This is a genomic window from Blastochloris sulfoviridis (genome assembly GCF_008630065.1).
GTDB lineage: Bacteria > Pseudomonadota > Alphaproteobacteria > Rhizobiales > Xanthobacteraceae > Blastochloris > Blastochloris sulfoviridis.
In genome coordinates this window covers 1-22305 of record NZ_VWPL01000046.1, presented here as the reverse complement: position 1 = coordinate 22305, position 22305 = coordinate 1, and the positions used below count along the sequence as shown (strand labels likewise).

General features: G+C 69.1%; 15 protein-coding genes and 2 pseudogenes. 14 read left to right on the top strand and 3 right to left on the bottom strand.

Annotated features, from left to right (window positions below; all coding sequences use genetic code 11):
* A partial coding sequence (locus F1193_RS15985) for an MFS transporter (RefSeq protein WP_150098800.1) occupies nt 1-1029 on the top strand: 1029 nt, incomplete at its 5' end.
* 319 nt (nt 1030-1348) lie between these two features.
* Nucleotides 1349-2047 (top strand): Crp/Fnr family transcriptional regulator, encoded by a 699-nt coding sequence (locus tag F1193_RS15980; protein ID WP_425457253.1) that lies wholly within the window; start codon nt 1349-1351, stop codon nt 2045-2047.
* A 10-nt stretch (nt 2048-2057) separates the two neighbouring features.
* Here the strand turns inward: F1193_RS15980 and F1193_RS15975 are convergent, their stop codons facing one another.
* Complete coding sequence (locus tag F1193_RS15975; RefSeq protein ID WP_150098798.1) at nt 2058-2252, bottom strand: DUF1858 domain-containing protein; 195 nt, start codon at nt 2250-2252, stop codon at nt 2058-2060.
* Between the two features lie 180 nt (nt 2253-2432).
* Here F1193_RS15975 and F1193_RS15970 point away from each other — a divergent pair, with 180 nt between their 5' ends.
* The 10 genes and pseudogenes from F1193_RS15970 to F1193_RS15935 all read left to right on the top strand — a co-directional run bounded on the left by F1193_RS15970 (nt 2433) and on the right by F1193_RS15935 (nt 10431).
* Nucleotides 2433-2780: a metal-sulfur cluster assembly factor gene (locus tag F1193_RS15970; RefSeq protein ID WP_246164491.1), complete on the top strand. Its 348-nt coding sequence runs from the start codon at nt 2433-2435 to the stop codon at nt 2778-2780.
* A gap of 5 nt (nt 2781-2785) precedes the next feature.
* The gene (locus F1193_RS15965) at nt 2786-3025 is read left to right on the top strand and encodes a DUF2249 domain-containing protein (RefSeq protein WP_150098796.1); all 240 of its coding nucleotides are present in this window, start codon (nt 2786-2788) and stop codon (nt 3023-3025) included.
* Between the two features lie 10 nt (nt 3026-3035).
* Nucleotides 3036-4109 carry a hypothetical protein gene (locus tag F1193_RS15960; protein ID WP_210247390.1) on the top strand — a complete coding sequence of 358 codons (1074 nt, stop codon included), beginning with the start codon at nt 3036-3038 and terminating at the stop codon, nt 4107-4109.
* A 341-nt stretch (nt 4110-4450) separates the two neighbouring features.
* The gene (locus F1193_RS15955) at nt 4451-4810 is read left to right on the top strand and encodes a hypothetical protein (RefSeq protein ID WP_170263727.1); all 360 of its coding nucleotides are present in this window, start codon (nt 4451-4453) and stop codon (nt 4808-4810) included.
* A 15-nt stretch (nt 4811-4825) separates the two neighbouring features.
* Nucleotides 4826-4996, top strand: coding sequence for a hypothetical protein (locus F1193_RS17190; protein ID WP_170263726.1), 171 nt, complete (start codon nt 4826-4828; stop codon nt 4994-4996).
* Nucleotides 4993-5061: pseudogene (locus F1193_RS17825) on the top strand (zinc-ribbon domain-containing protein); the annotation flags it as partial. The gene F1193_RS17190 and the pseudogene F1193_RS17825, both read left to right, overlap by 4 nt.
* Before the next feature lie 69 nt (nt 5062-5130).
* Nucleotides 5131-6384: a DUF1795 domain-containing protein gene (locus F1193_RS15950; protein WP_246164490.1), complete on the top strand. Its 1254-nt coding sequence runs from the start codon at nt 5131-5133 to the stop codon at nt 6382-6384.
* Nucleotides 6385-6713: 329 nt separating this feature from the next.
* Complete coding sequence (locus F1193_RS15945) at nt 6714-9179, top strand: hypothetical protein (protein WP_150098793.1); 2466 nt, start codon at nt 6714-6716, stop codon at nt 9177-9179.
* Nucleotides 9167-10126, top strand: coding sequence for a zinc-ribbon domain-containing protein (locus tag F1193_RS15940; protein WP_150098792.1), 960 nt, complete (start codon nt 9167-9169; stop codon nt 10124-10126). Before F1193_RS15945 ends, F1193_RS15940 begins: the two co-directional genes overlap by 13 nt.
* A 23-nt stretch (nt 10127-10149) precedes the next feature.
* On the top strand, nt 10150-10431 hold the full coding sequence (locus tag F1193_RS15935) for a zinc ribbon domain-containing protein (RefSeq protein ID WP_150098791.1): 282 nt from the start codon (nt 10150-10152) through the stop codon (nt 10429-10431).
* A gap of 186 nt (nt 10432-10617) precedes the next feature.
* Here the strand turns inward: F1193_RS15935 and F1193_RS15930 are convergent, their stop codons facing one another.
* Nucleotides 10618-17265, bottom strand: coding sequence for a carboxypeptidase regulatory-like domain-containing protein (locus F1193_RS15930; RefSeq protein WP_170263724.1), 6648 nt, complete (start codon nt 17263-17265; stop codon nt 10618-10620).
* A 376-nt stretch (nt 17266-17641) separates the two neighbouring features.
* On the opposite strand from F1193_RS15930, the gene F1193_RS15925 reads away from it, so the two are divergent.
* Both F1193_RS15925 and F1193_RS15920 read left to right on the top strand, forming a co-directional pair.
* Entirely contained in the window at nt 17642-19303 is a 1662-nt protein-coding gene (locus tag F1193_RS15925) for an arylsulfatase (RefSeq protein ID WP_210247389.1), read from the top strand.
* A gap of 83 nt (nt 19304-19386) precedes the next feature.
* Nucleotides 19387-20418 carry an HAD family hydrolase gene (locus F1193_RS15920; protein ID WP_150098788.1) on the top strand — a complete coding sequence of 344 codons (1032 nt, stop codon included), beginning with the start codon at nt 19387-19389 and terminating at the stop codon, nt 20416-20418.
* Nucleotides 20419-20601: 183 nt separating this feature from the next.
* Here F1193_RS15920 and F1193_RS15915 read toward each other — a convergent pair.
* A pseudogene (locus F1193_RS15915) lies at nt 20602-22305 on the bottom strand (hypothetical protein); the annotation flags it as partial.

Genomic DNA, 22305 nt, shown 5'->3' with positions numbered 1-22305 from the left:
CTCATCGGCGTCGTGCTTGCGGCGACCGCGATCATCTTCATCAGCTTCGGCTTCAACAACCTCAATCGCTGGGGCCTGGCGATCGCCTCGCCCAACGCGCCGTTCGATGTCGCCGGCTTTTCGCCGGCGCCGGTGCTGATTGCGGTCGGCATCATGATTGGCTATGCGTTCGTAATCTGGACCTACAGGCGCCAGGAGCAGGGCAAGACTCCTCTTCTCGCGCTCGAAGTGATCGGCTCGGCGCAGGAGCGGGCGGCGGTCTATGCGATGTTCTGCGTCGTCGCGCTCGAAGCGATGCTGAACTTCTCCGTGCCGCTTTATATCCAGATCGTGCAGGGCCGCTCGCCGCTGGCCACCGCCATCGCCATGATGCCGTTCAATCTCACGGTGTTCTTCTCGGCGATGCTGATCGTGCGCTTCTACACCAGGCTCACCCCGCAGCAGATCGGGCGTTTCGGCTTTGCGCTGTGCACGGCGGCGCTGCTGTGGCTGGCCTTCGTTGTCCACAATGACTGGAGCGCCGGCCCGGTGTTGGTGGGCCTCGTGCTGTTCGGCATCGGCCAGGGATCGCTGGTGACGCTGCTGTTCAACGTGCTGGTCACCGCGTCGCCGAAGGAACTGGCGGGCGACGTCGGATCCTTGCGCGGCACCACCAACAATCTCGCCGCGGCGGTGGGCACGGCGGTTGCCGGCGCCCTGCTGGTGGGCTTGCTGAGTTCGATCATCCTTGTCAGCGTCGCCGACAACCCGAAACTGCCGCCGGAGATTCAGGCCCAGGTCAATCTCGACAACATCAACTTCATCAGCAACGACCGGCTGCAGAGCGTGATGGAGCGCACGACCGCCTCGCCCGAGCAGGTGGCCGAAGCGGTGCGCGTCAATACTGACGCAAGGCTGCGGGCGCTGAAGATCGGCCTCATCATCATGGCTCTGGTCGCGATGCTCGCGATCATCCCTGCGAGCCGGCTGCCGAACTACATTCCCGGCGAGATCCCCGATCCCTCGCCGCCCCGCCGCAAGGAGGAATAGGCCGAAGGCTGCGCGGGCCGGCTATTCCGTCAGCCGGCCCGCCTCTGCCCCCAATACAGCGCAAATCGGCATCGGGTTCCAGAACCATCCGGGGAAACGAGACTTCTTCGAGATATAGCTATTCAGCCGGGCGTTGCGCAGCCGGGTTCGCGGTCGTACTGGGGAACCCGGCACGTGAACGCGGCGCTGTCGGCGTGCGCCATGCGGTATCCCTCACTCGCTCTTTCGCTCGCTGGCCTACGATGAATCCCGGCCTCGCCTTGGGCAGGAAGCGGCAATCGGGACTGGGCGGAAATCTCGCGCAGTCTGATCGGAGGATATGTTGGCGAGCCTGGACCGGACGCTGATCACCGGCCTTCCGCTGTTCGCCGGCCTCAGGCCCGAACAGCTCGACGGCTTGCTGCGCGAGGCACAAGCCGTGCGCTATCCCAAGGGCACGGCGGTGTTCCACCAGGATGCCGAGGCCCACGCCTTCTTCGTGCTGCTGCACGGCCATTTGCGGGTGTTCAAGCTGACGCCGGACGGCCAGCAGGTGGTGGTGCGCTTTGTCGTGCCCGGCGAGGTGTTCGGCGTCGCCATGGCGATCGGCCGCACCGCCTATCCCGGAACGGCGGTGGCGGTGGCGGACAGCATCGCCTTGCAGTGGCCGTCGGCGGCTTGGCCGCGGCTGGTGGCGGCGCATCCCGAACTCGCCAGCAACACGCTGCAGACGGTCGGCACGCGGCTGCAGGACATGCACACCCGCGTCGTCGAGATGTCGACGCTGGAGGTCGAGCGCCGCGTCGCGCACGCGCTGCTGCGCCTCGCCCAGCAGGCCGGTCGCAAGGTCGAGACCGGGGTGACGATCGATTTTCCGATCTCCCGGCAGGACGTCGCCGAGATGACGGGCACCACGCTCCACACCGTGAGCCGCATCCTCAGCGCCTGGGAGGCGCGCGGCCTGGTCGAAAGCGCCCGCCAGCGTATCACGCTGCGCCAGCCCCACCAGTTGATGCTGCTGGCCGAGGGCACCGGCTGATGCGCATCCGTCACGGCGCCGCGGCATCGAGGGCGGCGAGCACGGGCGCCAGCGCCAGCCCATGCTCGCGGCAGGCCTCCTCGACACTGTGGAAGCGGGCGATCGGACATCCCACGCACTGCATGCGGTGATCCAGGAACACCCGGATCGTTGCCGGCGCGCGGTCCATCACGGCGGCCACGGCGTGCCAGGGTTGAACGTCCATCACTCCTCCGCGGCGAAGCGTATTGATCCGCGGTGGTTATGGGCCGACCGCCTTGATCGTTCGTTGTCCCCGGACAACCCCAGCGCGGCCGGGCGGCACAATCGTCGCCGAGTTTGCGCCCCGACAAAGAGCGGCGCATCCCGTTTCGTCATGGTGGCGACCTCTTCAGCGAGGTCCGCCGTGTCTCAGCCGCCTTCCCCCGCGCCGTCTCCCCCGCCCGCTGCGCTCGATCCCGAAGTCCTCGACTGCCTCAGTGCCGTCATCGACCCGGAGATCGGGCTCAGCGTGGTCGACCTCGGCCTGGTCTACCGCGCCGCCCGCACCGCCGCCGGCATCGAGGTCGACCTCACCCTCACCGCCCAGGCGTGCCCGCTCGGAGACATGATCGTCGAGGACGCCCGCTCGGCGCTGCGCCGGCGCTTCGTGGACGCCCCCGTCGATGTCGCTCTGGTCTGGGAGCCGGCCTGGAGCCCGGACCGCATCACCGATCACGGCCTTAAGCTTCTGGGCCGCACACCGAGGATCTGAACCTGATGACCACCGCGACGTCCGCCATCATCGACGTCCGCATCCTGCCGCCGGGCACCTGCCGCAACACCCTCGTGCGCACGCTGGTGGAGCTGGAGCCCGGCGCGGTGCTGACCATCGTCAACGACCACGACCCCCAGCCGCTGCGCGCCTATCTCGATCTGTCGCACCCCGATCAGTTCGCCTGGACTTACCTGGAGGATGGCCCCGATGTCTGGCGCGTCCGCATCGAGCGCACCGCGTGAAGCCGCTGGCGTGACCGGCGCAGCCGGCAGGATACCGCTTCGCGTCGTGCTGCTCGGGCTCGGCGCGCTCGCGATGCTCACCGGGCTTTACGGCGGGCTGTGGCGATCCGGCTGGGCGCTGCCGCATGGCGTCCGTCTTGCCGAGCTGCACGGCCCGCTGCTGGTGTGCGGGCTGTTCGGCACGGTGATCAGCCTGGAGCGCGCGGTGGCGCTCGGGCGCGATGCGGCCTACGCGGCGCCGGTGCTGGCGGCGCTCGGCAGCTTGTGCCTGCTGGCCGGCGTGCCGCCTGCGGTGGGAGCGCTCGCCTACGTCCTCGCCGCCGCCGCGCTTTCGGCGGCAACGCTGTTCATCACCACGCGGCAGCCGACGCTGTTCATGGCGACGCTGTCGCTCGGCGCGCTGTCCTGGCTGGTCGGCAACCTGCTATGGCTTGGCGGCCACAGCGTGCCGGACGTCACCGGCTGGTGGCTCGCCTTCCTGGTCCTCACCATTGCCGGCGAACGGCTCGAACTCAGCCGGCTGACCGCGCCGAAGCGCGGCAGCGTGGCGCTGTTCGGCGCTGCCGTTGTGCTTCTGCTCGTCGGCGCGGCGTACGGCATATTGGACCGCGGCGGCGCCGCGATGACTGGCCTCGCCCTGATTGCGATGACCGCTTGGCTGGTGCATCATGACGTGGTGCGCATCACGCTGCGCCAGTCCGGCCAGACCCGCTTCATGGCGGCGTGCATGGCCGCGGGCTATGCGTGGCTCGGCATCGCCGGCGTGCTCCTGCTCGCCGCGCCGCCGGCCACCGCCACCTTCGGCTATGACGCCGCGCTGCACGCCGTGCTGGTCGGCTTCGTTCTCTCGATGGTGTTCGGCCACGCCCTGATCATCCTGCCGGCGGTGGCGCGGGTGCGCCTGGCCTATCGTCCGATCCTCTACGCACCGCTCGCCGTGCTGCACGCCTCGGTTCTGCTGCGCATCGTCAGCGACCTGCTGGCATGGTCCGACGGCCGTGCCTGGAGCGGGCCGCTGACCGTCGTTGCGCTGGTCGGCTTCGTGGCAACGCTGGCCGGCGCAGCCGCCGCCAACCGCGCTTGAGCCGCGCCCCAACTCGACAGAAGGCGATCCACGACAAGAGCGCTCCCGGTGGCATCGCCCGCGCGATCACCGGCGGCCAGAGGGCGTCCATCGCGTCGCCCGCCAACGAGAGCACTCGCCGCACGGCGCCCTGGCCACGTTCGCCCTCGGCCTGCCAGTTCGCCCTCGGCCTGCCAAAGACGGAACACGGACCGAACACCTCGCCGGACTGGCTCTGCCGCGAGATGTGACCGGTGCCTTGCCGCACTTTTGATTTGGTCGCAAACTCTCCAATCTGTCGGGGAATCGACCGAATGCCTTCCTTTGGTTTGACCGGGTGGCGGCGTTGGCTGCTGATCGGGGTGGCAACGCTGGCTGGCGCCAGCGTGCTGCTCATCATCGATCCCTCCGCCGCGCTGCTGTTTCGCGTCGTCGGCGTCATCGGCACGACGCTGTTCGTGCTGTCGATCGCGATCATGCTGCTGACATTCCGCAAGGCACGGCGGCTGTCGCCCTGGATGCTGGTGCTGTCCGGCGCGATCAGCGTGGTCGCAACCTCCGTGTTCTTCGCGCTGACGGGCACGCCGCTGCCTGGGGCGGTGATGATGCTGGCCATCGTCGCCGGGGCGCTGATCGGCATCGGATGGTCGTTGACCAATCTTCTGTTCGTGGATGGCGAGACGGTGCGGGCGCGCGGCAACGCCTGGTACCTCGCAGTGTGAGGCGCCTCGCTGGCCTTGCCGCAACTGACCCTGCTGCTGGGCGGCCGCACGCCCTACGCGCTGGCACTGGTGTCGTTTCTCGGCATGGGGCTGGCGGTGGGAAACAGCGCCGGCCTGGTGACGCGCTATCGCCGCGCCCGCCATTTGGTCCGCGCCGCCGCGCCCGCCGCCGGAGACTCGCGATGAGCTTCTGCACGCACTGCGGCGCCGAGCTGACGCCCGGCGGGAAATTCTGCACCATGTGCGGTGCGCCCGTCACCGGGGCGCCGTCCGCAGTCGCACCCGCGCCAGCCGCAACGTCAGCCCCCGGAAAGGGCCGCGTGCTGCTGGTGGGTGGGCTGGTGGCGGCCGGCCTGATCCTCGCCGCGGCGCTGGTCGCGCTCGGCCCGGAGACGCCGAAGCCGGCGTCGCCACCTGCATCCGCATCCGCACCGCCGGCCAACGCCCCTCCCCCCGCCACGCCGCCGGCTCCATCGTCGCCGACGACCGCCGACGCGGCGCCGGCCGCAAATGCCGGTCCCATCGCCGCGAGCCGCTGGGAGCACTACGTCAACACCCGCTACGGCGTCGGCATCGACTACCCGGCCGACCTGTTCGCCGCCGATCCGCCGCCGCCCGACAATGCCGGCCGCGGCTTCGAGGCGAAGGCGGCGAAGGCGCGCTTCAGCGTCTACAGCCATGCCAACGCCTTCGGCGCCTCGCGCGAAGAACTCGAGGCGGAGGACGTGCTCAGCATTGACGATGACCAGCCGGAGAAGCTTTCCGGCGATAACTGGTACGCCCTCATTGCGACCACGGACAGCGAGGTCATTGTGCGCCGCGTTCTCCTCAGCGAAGGGGGAGCGATGGTGCACCGGCTCGAAATCACCTACCCGAAATCCTCCGCCAAGGCGTTCCAGCCGGTCGTCGCGCGCATGATGGAGAGCTTCAGCGTCGATCCGTCGATCCCCGAGAAGGCGGCGGAGGCCGCCCGTGCGGCCGGTCGCGGCGCACCGGGCTCGCCGCCCCCGCCGCCGTCATCCGGGCGCACGGCGCAGTCACAGCCCCCGCCGCCGCAGGTCGCCGCTGCGCCCCCGCCGACGTTCGCCTCCTGGCGAACCATCGACTTCGTCAGCGCCGGCCTTCAACTCGCTGGCAATCGGAGCGAGCCCCGCGTTTCGGCTCAATTGCCGGCGCATTGGGTGAAGGCCGACATGCCGGAACCGAACGTTGTTTTGTTCGAAGGACCAGAGGCGGGCGGCGAGGATGGGCTGTTCCTTGCAGTACGTGCGGAACCGCGAGAGCCGGGCACCACCCTGGCGAGAGCAGTCGATCGGCTCAAGGCGCATTTCAGGGACCGGGATGGCTTCCGCCTGCTCGGCGAGCGCAATGCGAAGATCGCGGAGCGGTCCTCGGTGTTGCTGTCGCTGCACTATTCCGGAACGGATTCACCGGATCTGCTGGCGGAGAGAGTGGCGATCATCGATGCCGGCAAGGTGCTCTACTTCGTCCAGTGCGGGGCGCCGGCGGCGCGGTCTGCCACAGCAGACCGTGTCTTCGCACGCGTGATCGAGACCCTGACGATCGAAGAATGAAAGCCCGAGCAATGCCTTTCCCGACGTGGCCGGTCGCTTGGGTGGTCGTCATCCTGATGAGCCTTTTCGGGCTGTCGGCGACATCCGAAGCGTCGGACCTGACGGCGCAAGACAGCGCCGTCATCGCGGCGCTGGACCTTTCCGGCTCTCGCCCTCACCCCTCGACACTCCGTACCCACGCTCTGGCAAGACGACTCTACGAAGTCCGTTTTCGCACGGGTGGCCAGCCTGTGGCCTGCTACGGCTGGGGAAGTGCCCAGCCTCACCGTTCTGTCCATCCGGCGTCCCGCACGTTCCTGCAGTGGTGCCAAACGGCGTGGTATACTTGGATGGCATTGTATATTTTCGACGACGATAATGCGGCCCGGCGGTTCATGGTGCAGCCGCCGCGAGGCAATCTAACTTCTCCGCCCAGCGATCCTCAATATGACTGCCACCGGCTGGCCGCCGGGCGCTATGTCATTCATCTCTACAGCCCATATTGTCGCGGAACGGCTGTCCTCGACGTGCTGGAGAGCGCCGTAAATGAGGCGGCCGGCGCCTTTGTCATTTCGTCGTCCCCGCCGGGGGCACCTCCGGGACCAACCGCCGATCCTGTCAGCCGTGTTCCACCGGCCGATGCCGTACTGCCTCCCGAGCCCGCCGACGTTTCCATCGACGATATCGCCGATGCGATCCCCGAGCTGACGCCGGCCGAGATCGCAGCGGTCGCAGGCACCGCCGGCGGCGCGGCGCTGCTCGGCTCGCTGCTGCTGCTCGGCGCCTCTGGCACGCGGCGCGAGGAGGTGCTGGACTCGATCCGCGACCTGCTGCGCGGCCGCCTGCCCGAGGACCCGTTCGAGGCGTGGAAGCGCACGTACGAGGCGCTGGGCTGGAAATACTCCGAGAAGAATGGCGTCGCCACCTTCGATCCGGTCGACGGCGCGCGCAACGAGGCCGGCGAGGTATGGTCGAGCGCCAAGGGCGGCTTCGTGCGCGCGGACGACGCGCCCGTTCCCACCGCCGCGCCGCCGCGCGACGGCGACGTCAACGATCGCGGCGAGGTGTGGAGCGACTATTCGCGCGGCTGGGTCGGCCGCAACACCTATGAACAGGATCAGGCATCGAAAGCGTGGCTCGCCGACAAGGCCCAGCGCGACCTTGCGGACATGCAGCACCCCGACGCCGACGTCGCCGACCTCCATCGCCAGATCGCCGAGACCAGGCGCGAGCGCCAGGCGATGGAGACGTTCTTCGACGCCCGCCAGAAATTGAGCGATGCGCTGGAGCAGCAGCGCCAGCGCGAGTTCGCCGACGGCCCGCTCAGCGCGACACGCAGCGGCCTGTTCGACGACATCGACAGGCGGCTCGAAGACATGGCGACGCGCCGCGATTTCGAGGCCGGGCTCGGCGACATGGCCTCGCTCGCCGACGTGATCGGCCAGCAGATGCGCGACACCTATAAGCCCACTTATACCTATCGGGACGCCGTGCTCGACACCGCGCTGCAAACCGGCGCGCTGGCCGCCGACGTGTTCGTGACCAAGGGTCTCGCCTCCTCCGCGCTCGGCAGCACGCTGGCGATGCGCGACGCCGTGCGCGAGGGCGCCGACACCACCGGGATGCTGCTGGCCGGCGCCAAGGCGGCGGCGACGGACTATCTGTTCGGCAAGGCGGCGCATCTCGGCGGCGGCTATGCCGTGGAGGCCTGGACCGCGACCCGCCGCGCCGCCGGCGGCTTCACGGACGAAGTCGCCAACATCACTGGCAGCTTTCGCCGCTCGCATGTTGCCGGCGACCTCGTCGAAGCGGCCAAGCGCAATCTCGTCGCGCTGGACGCGGGCGTCCAGCGCGACGCCTCGGGCCGCATGCGCGCCTCGCTCAGCGACGTGCTGGAGGTGCAGCGCAACCCCAACCAGGTTCGGCTGCTCAAGCAGCAGGGCTCGCTGCAGACGCAGGACGCGTTCAATCACACGCTGCGCAACGAGGTCTACAAGCCCCACGACCAGATGCTGCTGGAGCGCCTGCGCCAGTCGACCCCCGAGCTGGCCGACAGGAAGCTGATGGTCCACGAGTTCCGTACCCCCGGCAAGACCGCGAACCCGATCAACACCGACCGCGACTTCCGCGTGCTGGTGCAGGACGACGCCGGCAAGTGGATCGAAGTGCCGAAGGCGAAGTGGGAGCAGCACTCCAACGACGTGTTCGGCGAGCTGACATTCTTGGACCCCAGCAAGTGCCCGAAGGGGATGAACCCGGCCGAGCAGAAGGCGTGGTGGGCGGAGCAGCACGGCCACACCCCGACCGACCGTGCCTTCCGCGAGGCCAGCCGCGATTATTCCGACCAGACGATCGACGCCTTCGGCCGGCGCACCCAGATCGAGACGCCGCGCATCGCCGAGTTGAAGGACATCGCGTCCAAGGCCGACGACATCGCCGCCGGCCGCATTCCGCCGCCGGCCCAGCCGGTGCGGCTCGCCGACCCGCAGGCGCTGGCCCAGCAGTTCCACGAGAAGGTGACCGGCAATCTCCGCCGCGGCGATCCGTTCGAGGCGATTGCGCAGGCGAAGAAAGGCGTCGAGACGCTCGACGCCGTGCACAAGGCCTATGGCGCGCAGAGGCTGCCGATCGGCGAGCTGCCGGCCAATCTGCGCAGCGCGATGGACGCGGTGGCGAAATCGAATCTGCCGGCGCAGGCCGACGCTGCCGCCCTGGCGGCGTTCGAGGACACGCTGCGCGGCCACGGCTTCCGCAGCCTCGAAGACTTCAGCGGCAAGCTCTCCAGCCAGTTCGAGGCGCTCAAATGGGCGAAATGACCAAGCTCGATTCCGCCGCGCTCGATCGCGCCGTCCGCGCCAGGCAGCTGCCGGCCGCGGTGCGGGCCGCGCTTGCCGATCCGCTGGCGCGCATCTCGGCCGTCACCGTCGCACGTGACGGCGGCCGGCGGCTCGACTGCTACGCCGTTGCCGGCGAGTCGGGGCTCGCCGCGCTCACCCCGGGCGACAACGGTGACAGCGCGGTGTCGTTTCCGATCGAGGCCAAGGCGATCGAGGCGCTGCTCGGCGACACGCTCGGTCTCGATCAGCCGCTCGCCGAACTTGGCCACAGCCGCGAGCTCGACATCGCCGCGCTGTGGGCGCTTGCGGCCTTGGTTGACGCCCACCGCCAGCGCCAGCTCGAGTCGCTGCTTGCGCGCACCGCGTCGCCGCCGCCCGGCGTCGATGACGATCTGGTGCTGCTGCGTGCGCTCGATGGTGCAACACTGGCCGATCCGCGCTGGCTGTCGTCGCTGCTGAACGGCTTCATGGGTCCGGCCGACGCCACCGAGGCACGGCTGCGCTCAGGGCTGGAGGCGCTGGAACACGGCGGCCTGATCGGCCGCGACGCGAACGGGCTGTGGGCGCCACAATCCGGTTTCATCGCGGCGTTCGCCAATCTCGAAGTGCCGATGGCCGGCGCGCAGCTCGTCATCGAGCGGCGGAGCGCCGGTGGCGTCGATCGCGTTGTGCTCGCGTTCGTGCGCACGCTGGCCGCGTTGTGGATCCTCCAGTCGCGCGGCCCGCGCGTGCTGCTGCGCTCGGCCGGCGGCGCGGACGCCCGTGCCATCATCCATGACGCGATCGAGATCGCCATCGCGCCGCCGTCGGTGCCGCAGCCGGGCGCACCGATGCCGCCACCGGCGAAGCGCTTCTGCCATCACTGCGGCACGCCGGCCGCTGCCAGCGACCGCTTCTGCGGCCATTGCGGAACCCGATTGGTCTGACCGCGACACCTGGGAGGAGCACGATGAAGCTGCTCGACATGCTCGCCAAGCTCGGCATCCTGCGCTACGGCAAGAAGGCTGCGGTCTACCGCTCCGGCAGCGAGCGGCCGGTCGAATTCCTGATGGACGACGTGTTCGACGCCAAGCGCGATCTGACCACGCGCGAAGACCTGCGCGACATCGTCGACACCATTCGCGGCAAGGATACGCCGTCGCCCGCCGAACGGCCTGCCACCTGCCCCGCCTGCGGCGCGGACCTGCCGCCCGCCGCCCGCTACTGCCCGCGCTGCGGAAAACGCTCATGATGCCGGGTCGGCGGGGGAACTTCGCCTCAAGCCGCTCGCAGACTCCCGACATGAGACGCTGCCTCGCCCGGCTCGTGCCAGCCGCATCAGCATGGTTTCTCCCCCCGGCTCGGGGACGCGGCCCCGGCCGTCGACTCCATTTTGCCATTACCGGGGCCGGGATCATCGGCCCGCCCGTTCATCCCGTCAGCGTGCGGCTTCGAACCGGCCGCTCGACCCTGCGCCGCCGAGGACGCCCGCCTGCATCCGCCAAGTGCCGGCGATCTGCCGCCCCGAGATGCGGCCGCGATAGACGTTGTTCGGGAACTCGATGGCGAACTCGCCGGTGGGCGCGACCGTGCCGGCGTGGCCCTTGCCGGGCGCATCGATCTTGTCCCGCACCATGGTGATGCGGGCTCCCGCGACGGCGAACGTGAGGGCGCGCGGACCCGCCCCGAGCCCGAACAGCGTCCCCCTGTAGACCCCATCGACGCCCGCCGGCGTGGGCGCGGCCACGGGCGGCGCAGGTGAAGCGAGGGCGCTGTTGCGTGCATCGCCCGTCGTGTCGTTCGGCTTGGCTGCCACGAGCGCCGCCTCCGCCTTGGCGAGGAGCGCGCGCGCCTTGTCGAGCAGTGGCCTGTCCGTCGGCAGAAACACCCGCTCGCCGCCGTCGAGCGCGGCGGTCAGCTTCCGCCGGCAGTCCGTCCAGACCTGCCGATTGCAGGCTTGGGCGCCGGCCAGCAGGAGGTCGAGCCGGCGCTGGCGGTCGCTGCCCGTGTCGATGTTCGGCATCGGCTTCGGGGCGGTCGGCGCGCCCTTGAGACCGGCGTCGGCCTTGGCGAGGAGCGCGCGCGCCTTGTCGAGCAGCGGCGCGTCGGCCGGCTCGAACACGTTCCGGGCGTTGGCGAGGCCGGCAGAGACCTCGTCGCGGCACTGCCGCCAATTGTTGGCGACGCACGCCTTCGCGCCCGACAGCAGCAGGGCGAGCTGGCGGTCGCGCACCTCCTTCCTGGCCTCGCTGCCGGCGAGGCGACCCGCCGCCTCGTTCAGCCGGCGCTCGAGGTCGGCGAGCGCCGCCACCTTGGTGTTGACCGCCTTGGCGCTGGCGAGCTTGGCGCGCGCCTCGTCGAGCGACGGCTGCGTCGGGATCTTGGCCAGGGTGGCCCCGACCTCCCGCACCAGCGTGCGGATGCGGTCGCGGCCTTCGCAGAAGCTTGTCGCGTTGCCGTAGGTCGGCTGGATGGCGCGCGCGGCCTGGGCCTTGTCGCAGGCCGCATCGGTCTCGCCCGCCGCCCAAGTCGCCTCGGCTTCCCGGGTCATCTGCGTCAGCTCGGCGGATTTCTGTCGGCCGGTCGCCAGATCGGCGGCGGACACCGCCACCGTCACGCTGGCGCTGCCGGTGCCGAGCAGGATGCCCTCGGCATCGCGCACCTCGACGGAGACCTCGATGGCGCCGGCATCCGCACGCTGGGCGCGGGTCTGGCGGGTCGCGGGGTTGCCGCTCAGCGTCGTGCCGTCGTTCACCGTCCAGGCGTAACGCAGCCGCGCGGCCTCACCCGGTGGAGCCGGCGCGATGTCGGCGCGGAAGGCGATGTCCTGGAACGGCGCGAGCGCGGTTGGCGGCAGCGTCTCAAGCCCCTTGCCCGGCCGCCAGATCACCGGCCGGGCCGTCGACGCCTCGAACGCCGGGCCGAGGGTGACGACACCCACTTGGTAAGGTGCCGGCGTGACGGTCACCGATCCGCGCGCGAGTTCTTCGCCGTGCATCCGCGCCTTGGCGTGGGCGGTGACCGTCACCGGCGTCGCGTCCTTCGGGATGAACGAATAGATCCGCGGGTCGGCCGCGGCGCCGGCGTTCTGCGCCGCGCCTTCGATCTCCCACCACCAGCCGACGTCGGCATCCGGCAGGTGCGGCGTCTCGCGCGCTGTGACCGTGACCGTCTCGCCGACCCGTGGCGACGGCGGCTCGACCCGCAAGGCGACCTCGGCGGCGACGATGTCGAGTTCGACCTGGTTCGACTCGGCGGCGGTCGCCAGCACGCCACCCTCGCGCCTCAAGGCCACCACCCACACCTTGGCGCGACCGGTCCGCATGAAGATCGCGGTGTTGGCGACGACACCGGGACCTTCGGCCTTCGCGAACCGCGCGCCGGCGGCGGGTTCCCAGCGCAGCACGATGTCAGCGGCCGAAACCGGCTTGCCTTCACGCGTCAGGCGAGCCTCGAACGGCACCGGCCGGCCGGCCGCCACCGGACCCGCCGGCCCGGCGCGCACCAGTTCGAGCGTCAGCGCCGCGACCGGCAGCGCAATCCGGGCGGTCGCGGTGGCGCCGGACGAGTCGGTGACGGTGACGACCGCCTCGGCACCGGGTGCGTTTGGCGCCGTGTAGAGGGCACGCGCGTCAGTGGCGCTGCGCGCGCCGGTCCAGCGATAGCGGTAGGGCGCGGCGCCGCCCTTCGCCTCGGCGAGCACGGCGATGTCGCCCGCCGCCGTGCCGGCCGCGTCGAGCCGCAGTGCCGCGGTCAGAGGCGGCGCGGACGGGCCGGTCGCGGACGGCGGCGTGGTCGGCGCCGCGACACTGGCCGTCGCCGTCCTGCCGGAACATGGATCGGAGATCGCGGTCTTCAGCGGCGTCGTGTTCCAGGCGCGAGGCACCAGCGGCGTGCCGCTCCACAACGCCTCGGCGCGCTGCATCGCGTCGGAATAGTTGTCGTCCCGGTGGCGGTTCACCGCGATCCGCCGCTCGTCGAACGCGTTGTCGGTGGCGTAGACCCTGTCGGCAAACGCCCGGATCGCCGCCAGCTGCGCATCGCGCTGCTGCTCCAGTGCCGTCCGACAGGGCACCGTCGTCATCGGCACCTCGCCGTCGAGATCGGTCACCGTGCCGGCTCCGGAATGGACCGGCTTCGGCGCGGGGGCGGCGGCAAGGAAACCGGCATAGATGCGTTCGACATCTTCCCGGTACCGCGTCAGGTGGGCCCACAGTCCATCGAGCACCGCCTTCTCGGCGAACCAGAACGCGTCGGTGCGCTGCTCGGCCGCCTCCAGCATCGCCCGGTCGTTGCGCTGGCGCGCCGCCGTCCGCGCCGCCAGCGCCGCGCGCCAGTCCGTCCAGGTCTTCGGATCGGCGCCGGTTACCGGATCCGTCGGATCGGGGGCGGTGGTCGGGCGAGAGCCGTCGGTCGCAGACTGCGATCGCGGATCGCTCGCCGTCGTCGGCTTCGCAGCGTCGGGCTTGCCCGCGTTCAGTTTCGCCGTGTCGGGCTTGGTAACGGGGGCCTTGCCGTCCGGCTTCGACGGGCCGGGCGTCGTCGGATCGGCCGCTCCCTTGGCGATCTCGACGGTCATCGCCAGCCGGTTGCGCGCGCCCTCGCCGGCCGGGAATCCGAGATTGCTGCGCACCTCGGGCCGATACCCGGGCGCCTCGACCTTGAGCTGGTAGCGGCCGGGCACGATGCCGGTGATTTGGGCGGCGCCGTCACGGCCGGCGCGGGTCTCGTAGCGCCCGAACGACACGCGCGCACCGGCAACCGGCCCACCGCCGCCGGCCTCGCGAACCTGCACCTCCAGCGTACCGACTCCGCTGAGATAGTGCTCCTCGAACGCGGCAAGCAGCGCCTTGCGCGCCGCGTCGAGCCGCGCGGTGGCGGTCGCGGGATCGTCCAGCCCGCGCACGGGCAGCAGGGTCTTGCCGTCTCGCTGCGCGCTCGCCCACGAATAGCGCCACGTGTCGATGCGCCACAGCTTCATCCGCGCGTCGCGGTCGAAGTCGCTGTCGAGCGCGGCGCGCGCACCGACGTGGCGCGCCTTGATGGCGCGCAGTTCGCTCGTGCCGCGCTCGTCGAGCCGCTGCACATTGGCGAGCCACGTCCGTGCCGCCCGGTCGTCGTCGGCCGCAGTGCCGGTGAGGTATGGAATCCCGGTCAGCAGGCGCAGCCCGCCGTCCCGCGTGTTGGCGAGACCGAGCATCTGCTCCAGGGTGGCGCGCACCTCGCGTACGCCGCGGTACGTCTCCAGCGTGTCCATGATCACCCGCGCCAGCTCCGCCGTGCGCGGCGCGTCATCCGGTTCGAGGAAATAGTCCTTGATCTCAGTGTCCCGCGCGGTGTCGCCATGGAGCGCGATCAACGCGCGCGAACCGGCCGGCAGCCGGGCGTCGATCGATCGCAACACCTCATCGGCGATCTCCAGCTCGGTGGTCACCCGACGCAGTTCGGCGAACAGCGCCGGCAGTTGGCCCGCGCGCTGCGCCCACTCGGTCGCCCAGCGCGTCTCCAGGCGGTCAATGGTCTCCACCAGCCAGGCGCGCTTGACCTCTTCCCAGCGCACGCGGACCTGGTCGCGGAAATGCTGCTCCAGCTTCTCGCCGACCTGGGGCCGGCCACGTAGCTCTTCCAGCATCCGCAGCAGCGGGTCGGCGGCGGCGAGGTTGGCCCGCAGCGTCTTGTCGACGCCGAACTGGTCGGTGAGGCCGTCGCGGTCGCCGAACATCGGCGCGGCGATATCGCGCGTCCGCCGCGGCTTGCGCAGCTCCGCCGCCATCAGCTTGATCTGATCGCGGCGGTGGCCGGCGAAGCCATGCAGGTCGTAGGTCTTGCCCCGATAGGTCACGCTCGCCAGCCGCCAGTCGGCGACGACCGCCGCGCCCTGGCGGCCGCTCGCGGTCGGCTTGAAGCGGGCGCCGGCATAGACCTCCTCGACGAACCGGCCAAGCTGGTCGTTCCAGTAGAACGTTACGCCCATCTCGGCCGCCACCTGCCCCATGCCGATCGCCGCCTGCGCCATGCCGAGCGGCGGAATGATCGTCGTGACGACGTCGACGCCGGCCATGACGTAATCGCTCGCGTTCTCGGCATTGGCGGCGCGTTCCGCGGAGGACACGAACGGCACGCGGCGCCGCAGGATTTCCGCCGAGAGGCCGGACCAGTCGCGCTCGTAGAACGCCGTTCCATACGCGCTCAGCTCGTCGGCGAGGCCGATCGCCACGAGGCCCTTGGCGGCGCCGCGGCCGATCGCGCGGGACTGGATCAGGTCGTTGAGGGCGTGGTTGATGGTGGCGATCCGGTGCTGCGCCCCTTGGGCGATGGCGGTCAGCCGGAGCTTGGCCGCGGCCGCAGTCTTCGGATCGGTTGAGGCGAGCTTGGATTTGGTCTCGCGGACCTCGGCAAGGAAGCTGTCGAAATCCCGGTCGCCGCGCAGGCGGCCGAGCAGCGCGTCATCGAACAGGTCGAGGCCGCTGTTGAGCGTGTCGAATCCCTCGCCGGCCCAGAGGTAGATCTGGGCCGCTGCGATCTTGAGCCCGGAGGGGGTGTTGCCCTTGACCAGCGCCTCGACCAGTTTCTTCTGGCGCATCTCGGCTTCGGTGATCGGCCGGCCGAACTTCCGCAGGGCGTCCACCAGCGCCGCGACCCGTGCGATCTCGGTCGCGACGAAGTCGGGGATCTCGATGTCGTGGAGCGCGACCTTCTCCATCTCCAACGTGTCGTGGAGACGCACCACTTCGCGGCGGAAGTCGGTCAGCGCCGCCTCCCGCTCCGTGCTGCGCGCGCTCTCGATGTCTGCCCGTCTGGCCTCGAGCGCATCGGCCTGCCGGTGGATTGACGCCTCGACCGCCCGCCACATGCTCTCCTCGGCGCGGGCGATGAAGGCGTCCGCGGCGGCCTGGTCGACCTTGCCGTTGTTGCCATGGCCCTCAACAATGGCGTCGCGCAGCGTCGCGGCGTCGGGCTGTTGCGACAGGAACACCAGCGCCGCCGCCTTGCGGGTGAAGTCGAGGTCCATCTTGTCGCCGGCGGCGACTGCGGAATCGGCGTTGCGCTCGGCGTATTTCGCCGCCTTCACGATCAGCACGGCGGGCGGGTATTCGCGCGAACCCTTGATGTCGTGGACGAGGTGGCGAGCCATCTCCATCGACAGGCCGGGATCGGTGGAGTGGCGGATGTCCGGCAGCCGCGCCTCCATCTCCTGGACCAGAGCCTTCTCCTCGGCGAGCCGCGCCTGCATCGCCGCGACCGGCTCGCGATGAAGGTTGCCTTCGCGGTCGACGCGCTCAACCCCCTTCATCATCTCCTCGGCGAACTTCTGTCCGGCGTCGCCGTGATAGACTTCCCGGTCCGCCCGTCCGTGTGCGGTGGCGACCGCATCGGCGCCGTGCGCCGCCGCCGCGGGGCCGAGCCGGCTCCGCAGGCGGGCGTCGAACTGGTCCTTCAGCCACTGCGCGACGCGGGTGTCGGCGGTGATGAAGGAGAAGTCGATGTCGCCGTCGAAGGTCATGGCGCGACCGTCCTGGGTCACCCACTTGCCGACCCGGGCGAGCCAGACGGTGCCGTTCGCCATGCCCGCCGGCCGCGGCAGCCGAAGCACCTCGCGGTATACTTGCTCGGTCACCTGGCGGCGGTACATCAGGAGGCTCTGCTCGACCGGCGTGCCGCCCTCCGGATAGCGCTTGCCGAGAAACGCTTCCGACAGGCCCTTCGCCTCAAGGAGCGTGCGCACCTCGCGCACCTCCTTCATGCCGGCGTCGGCGGCCGCAAGTTCCTTGAAGAACCGGTCGGCCCCGAAGCTTTGGTCGTAGCGCATCCGCAGCAAAAGGCGCGCGACCTTGGCGTGAGACGAAGCCTCCATGTGCCCCGTGCCGAGCAGCTTGACCAGCATCTCGCGGCGCTCCGCCTCGCTCGGCGGGGGCGTCTGGGCCTGAACGGGCAGGCCGAGGACGAGGGCGATCAGCAGCGCGACGAGGCCGCGCAGCAGCCGGTGCCAAATGGGAACGGCGGGACGGAGGGCAGCACGTCCGGCCGCCGCCGACTCCCGCGCCGCCTCGGCGCGCTGCCGGCATTGCAGATGCACATCCACCATGACTGCCCCTCCCCCTGCCATGCGACGCAGCTCTCCACGCCGCGGAGCGGTCGATCGCCGTTGCGAGCGGGCGGGGTGTCGCAACAAGATACCGCATGCTAGGGCATTTTCCGCACAAGTGGGAACCGGTTGCCCGGAAAATCCTGTCGAAATCCGGATCCGCCATGGAGCAAACTCGACCTTTGCTCGTTCGTCTTTCGGCGCACGCTTTCGCTCGGCCGCGCTGACGCCTCGGCACCCGCCTCCCGCGTTGCCCGGACGTGTGGCTGCAACGCTCAAGTTTCGCACGACAGACGGCGAACTGCCTCGTCACAGCGCTCGACCGACGAAATCCGTCACCCCCTCGGTTCCGGCAACGTCAACGGAGATGAGACCGATGACAGATTCGATTGAAGCGATAAGAAGGTTTTCCGCCTGCGCGGCACTGCTGGCGGTTCCGCTGTGGGCAACGACGCAGACCGCCCAGGCGCAAGCGCCGGTTGAAAAGCCCAATATCATCCTGATCCTGTCCGACGACTTCGGCTATGGCGACGCCGGCGCGTATGGCGGCGGCGAAAACCGCGGCATGCCGACGCCGCACCTCGACCGTCTGGCGGCGGAAGGCATGACGTTCCTGTCCTTCTATGCCCAGCCGAGCTGCACGCCCGGCCGCGCCGCCGTGCAGACCGGGCGCATTCCCAACCGCAGCGGCATGACCACGGTGGCCTTCCAGGGCCAGGGCGGCGGCTTGCCGGCGGCCGAGTGGACGCTCGCCTCAGTGCTGAAGAGAGGCGGCTACAAGACGTTCTTCACCGGCAAATGGCATCTCGGCGAGTCCGACTACGCGCTGCCCAACGCGCAGGGCTATGACGAGATGAAATACGCCTTCCTGTATCATCTCAACGCCTACACCTATGGCGACCCGACCTGGTTCCCGGACATGGATCCCAAATTGCGGGACATGTTCGACAAGGTCACCAAGGGCGCGCTGTCCGGCAAGGCTGGGCAGACAGCGAAACAGGACTTCAAGGTCAACGGGCAGTATGTGGACACGCCGGAGAAGGGCGTGGTCGGCATCCCCTTCGTCGACCACTATGTCGAGAAGGCCGCCCTGGAATATCTCGAGCAAAACAGGCGCTCGAAAGAACCGTTATTCATGAGCATCAATTTCATGAAGGTGCACCAGCCGAACCTGCCGGCGCCCGAGTTCGAGCACAAGTCGCTCTCCAAGAGCAAGTTCGCCGACTCGGTGGTGGAGGCTGACACCCGCATTGGCCGCATCCTCGACAAGGTGCGCGAACTCGGCCTCGAAAAGAAGACCTACGTCTTCTGGACGACCGATAACGGCGCCTGGCAGGACGTGTATCCGGATGCCGGCTACACCCCGTTCCGCGGCACCAAGGGCACGGTTCGCGAGGGCGGCAACCGCGTCCCGGCGATGGCCTGGGGGCCGGGCATCAAGGCCGGCTCGAAGAGCTCCGACGTCGTCGGCGGTCTCGACTACATGGCGACCTTCGCCAAGCTCGCCAGCGTGAAGCTGCCGGAGAACGACCGCGAGGGCAAGCCGATCATCTTCGACAGCTACGATATGTCGCCGATCCTGTTCGGCACCGGCACGTCAGAGCGCACGAGCTGGTTCTACTTCACGGAGAACGAGCTGACGCCCGGTGCCGCGCGCGTCGGCAACTACAAGGCCGTGTTCAACCTGCGTGGCGACGACGGCGCCAAGACCGGCGGCCTCGCCGTCGACTCGAACCTCGGCTGGAAGGGCCCGGAGTCCTACGTGGCCACCGTGCCGCAGGTGTTCGACCTGTGGCAGGATCCGCAGGAGCGCTACGACATCTTCATGAACAACTTCACGGAGCGTACCTGGACGGTGGTCTCGATCAGTGCGTCGGTCGACGATCTGATGAAGACCTATATCAAATACCCGCCGCGCAAGCTGCAGAGCGAGACCTTCTCCGGCCCGATCACGCTCACCCAGTACCAGCGCTTCCAGAACATTCGGGAGCAGCTTGAGAAGCAGGGCTTCTCCATCGGCCTGCCGACCGGCAACTGACGCGGCATTGCCGATCCTGACGTGCGGCTCCGAGGCATGCTCCGGAGCCGCATTCCCAACAGCTCGAATGCACGAGAACGCCGATGTCCAGTCTCCCCGTCGACAGGCGCGCGATCCTGGCCGCGCTGCTGGTGTCGGCCGCCGCTGCGCCGTTTTCCGGGCCTGCGGCCGCGCAGGACGACTCGCTTCCTTCGTGGAACGAGGGGCCTACCAAGCAATCGATCCTGCGCTTCGTGGCCGCCGTCACCGGCGAGGGCTCGCCCGATTTTGTGCCGGTGCCGCAGCGCATCGCCACCTTCGACAATGACGGCACGCTGTGGTGCGAGCAGCCGATGTACGTTCAGCTCGCCTTCGCGCTCGATCGCGTCAAGGCGCTGTCCAGCGCGCATCCCGAATGGAAGACCCAGCAGCCGTTCAAGGCAGTGCTCGACGGCGACATGGCGGCCCTGGCCAAGTCCGGCACGAGGGGCCTCGTCGAGCTGGTGATGGCGACGCACGCCGGCATGAGCACGGCGGAGTTCGAGGCGATCGCCAGCGACTGGCTCAACAGCGCCCGCCACCCGAAATTCAAGCGGCCCTACACCGATCTCGTCTATCAGCCGATGCTGGAGCTTCTGGCCTATCTGCGCGCCAACGGCTTCAAGACGTTCATCGTGTCGGGCGGCGGCATCGAGTTCATGCGGCCATGGACCGAGGAGGTCTATGGGATTCCGCCCGAGCAGGTGGTCGGATCGAGCATCAAGACCGCGTTCAAGGTCGAGACGGGCGGGCCGGAGCTGATGCGCCTGCCGGCGGTCAATTTCGTCGATGACGGCCCAGGCAAGCCGGTTGGCATCAATTCGCACATCGGCCGCCGGCCGATTGCCGCCTTCGGCAATTCCGACGGCGACTTCCAGATGCTGCAGTGGACGACCATGACGGCGGGCCGCCGCCTCGGCCTGATCGTCCACCACACCGACGCCGCGCGCGAGTTCGCCTACGACCGGAAATCCCATTTCGGCCGGCTCGACAAGGCGCTCGACGCCGCCGAAGCGAACGGCTGGACGGTCGTCGACATGAAGAACGATTGGAATCGTGTGTTCAAGTTCGACCAGGGCATCCGGAGATCCGATTGAAGCGGGCGGGCGCTCCGCTACCAGCCTGCATGGATCGGGATCCGTGGACCCAGGAGATGTGGTCGGACCGGTCCGACCGCGCTTCCTGATGCAACAGACCCTGGCGCCACAGATCCTGATCCACGCAGGCTGGCATCACATCCGCAGTCGTGGACGTGCGAACTCCCTCAGGTCCAATTTCCCTCAGGCCCACGTGATCTTCTCGATGTCGGAGAAGCTGACCGTCGAGCCATCCTGCATGTGGATCGTGCCGTCGGCGTCCGCCGACAGCTTGATCTCGTGGTTCGCGGCGTCCGTGGAGGTGATGGCGCCGCTGGTGACGGACACCGTCCAGTCGACGCCATAGGCGCCGAGCGCCTCGGTGCCGCCCTTCAGATCGATCTGGTCGAGCCAGTTGGCGCCGCCATTGATGTTGTCGTTGCCGTCGCCGACGCAATAGACGAACAAGTCATTGCCGGCCCCGCCGATCAGCGTGTCGTTGCCCGCGCCGCCGGTCAGCGTGTCATTTCCGGTGCCGCCATCGAGCCGGTTGTCGGCGGCGTTGCCGGTGAGAATGTCGTTGAGATTGCCGCCCACCGCATTCTCGAAATTGACGACACGATCGGCCCCCGGCACATAGCCGGTGACGTAGCCGAGCCCCTTATCGAGGTCGATCGTCATGTTGTAGGACAGCGGGGAGTAGTTGATCGTGTCGTTGCCCGCGCCGCCATCATGGATGTCGAGCCCGCCGGAGCCGTAGACCAGATCGTTCCCGGCACCGCCGAGAACCAGATCGTTTCCTGCGGTGCTCTTGAGCGTGTCGTCGCCGGTGGTGCCGGCCATCAGCGTCTCCGTCTTGTCGGAGAACTGCCACGTCTCGACAGCGACGACGGTGTCCGCGCCCTCCGGCGACCCGCTGCGGCTGTCGCTGATCGTCACCGAGCCATCGGCATTCAGCGTGAAGCCATAGTCGGTGCTGGCGCCCGAATAGACGACGGTGTCGGTTCCGGCGCCGCCGTCGATCCGGTCGTTGCCGGCGCCGCCGGTGATGACGTCGTTGCCGCCGCCGGTGCTGATGACATCCTGCTCGGATGTACCGGTGACCTTGTCGGCCGCGCTGGTGCCGGTGAAGCTCCCCGCATAATCGGCGACATGGATGACGACGTTCCGGTCATAGATGGCGCCGTGACTGTCGGTGACACGCACGGTGACGGCGTCGGTCGAATCGGTCTCGTAGTCGAGCTTCACGCCGGCCCGGACATGGATCTCGTTGCCGTTGACGATCTCGTATTTCGCGCTGTCGCCGCCGACGATCGAATAGCTCAATCTGTCGCCGGCATCCTGATCGATGCCGGCGAGCGTCGCCACCAGGCTGCCCGCCGCCGCCGAGGCCTTGCCGATCGTGCCGCCGGAGGCAACGTCCTCGCCGACCTTTCCGCCGATGACCGTGAGGCCGCTCGGCGCATCGTTGACGTCGGTGATCTTGATGTCGAACGTCTGCTCGACCGAGAGCCCGTTCTGATCGGTCACGCGCACGGTGATGCTGTCGGCTGCGTCGGTCTCGTAGTCGAGCCGCGCACCTGTCTTCGTCAGGGCGGCGTCGCTTCTGGCGGCAAAGACCGACGTCGCGCTCGTGTCGGTCATGAGGTCGATCTTGCTCGCCGGCTTCAGCGACACCACGCCGGTCGCGGCGTCGATCTGGTATTTGTCGGCGTCGCCGCCGACGATCTGATAGCTGAGCGTGTCGCCCGCGTCGGCGTCGGTGCCGGTCACCGTGCCCACCACCGTGCCAGCCGCCGAGTTCTCGGCGATGACCCCGCCCGACATCGTTGCGCCGGTCGGCGCCTCGTTGACGTCGGCGACCTTGATGTCGAACGTCTGGTCGACCGTGAGGCCCGTCTGGTCGGT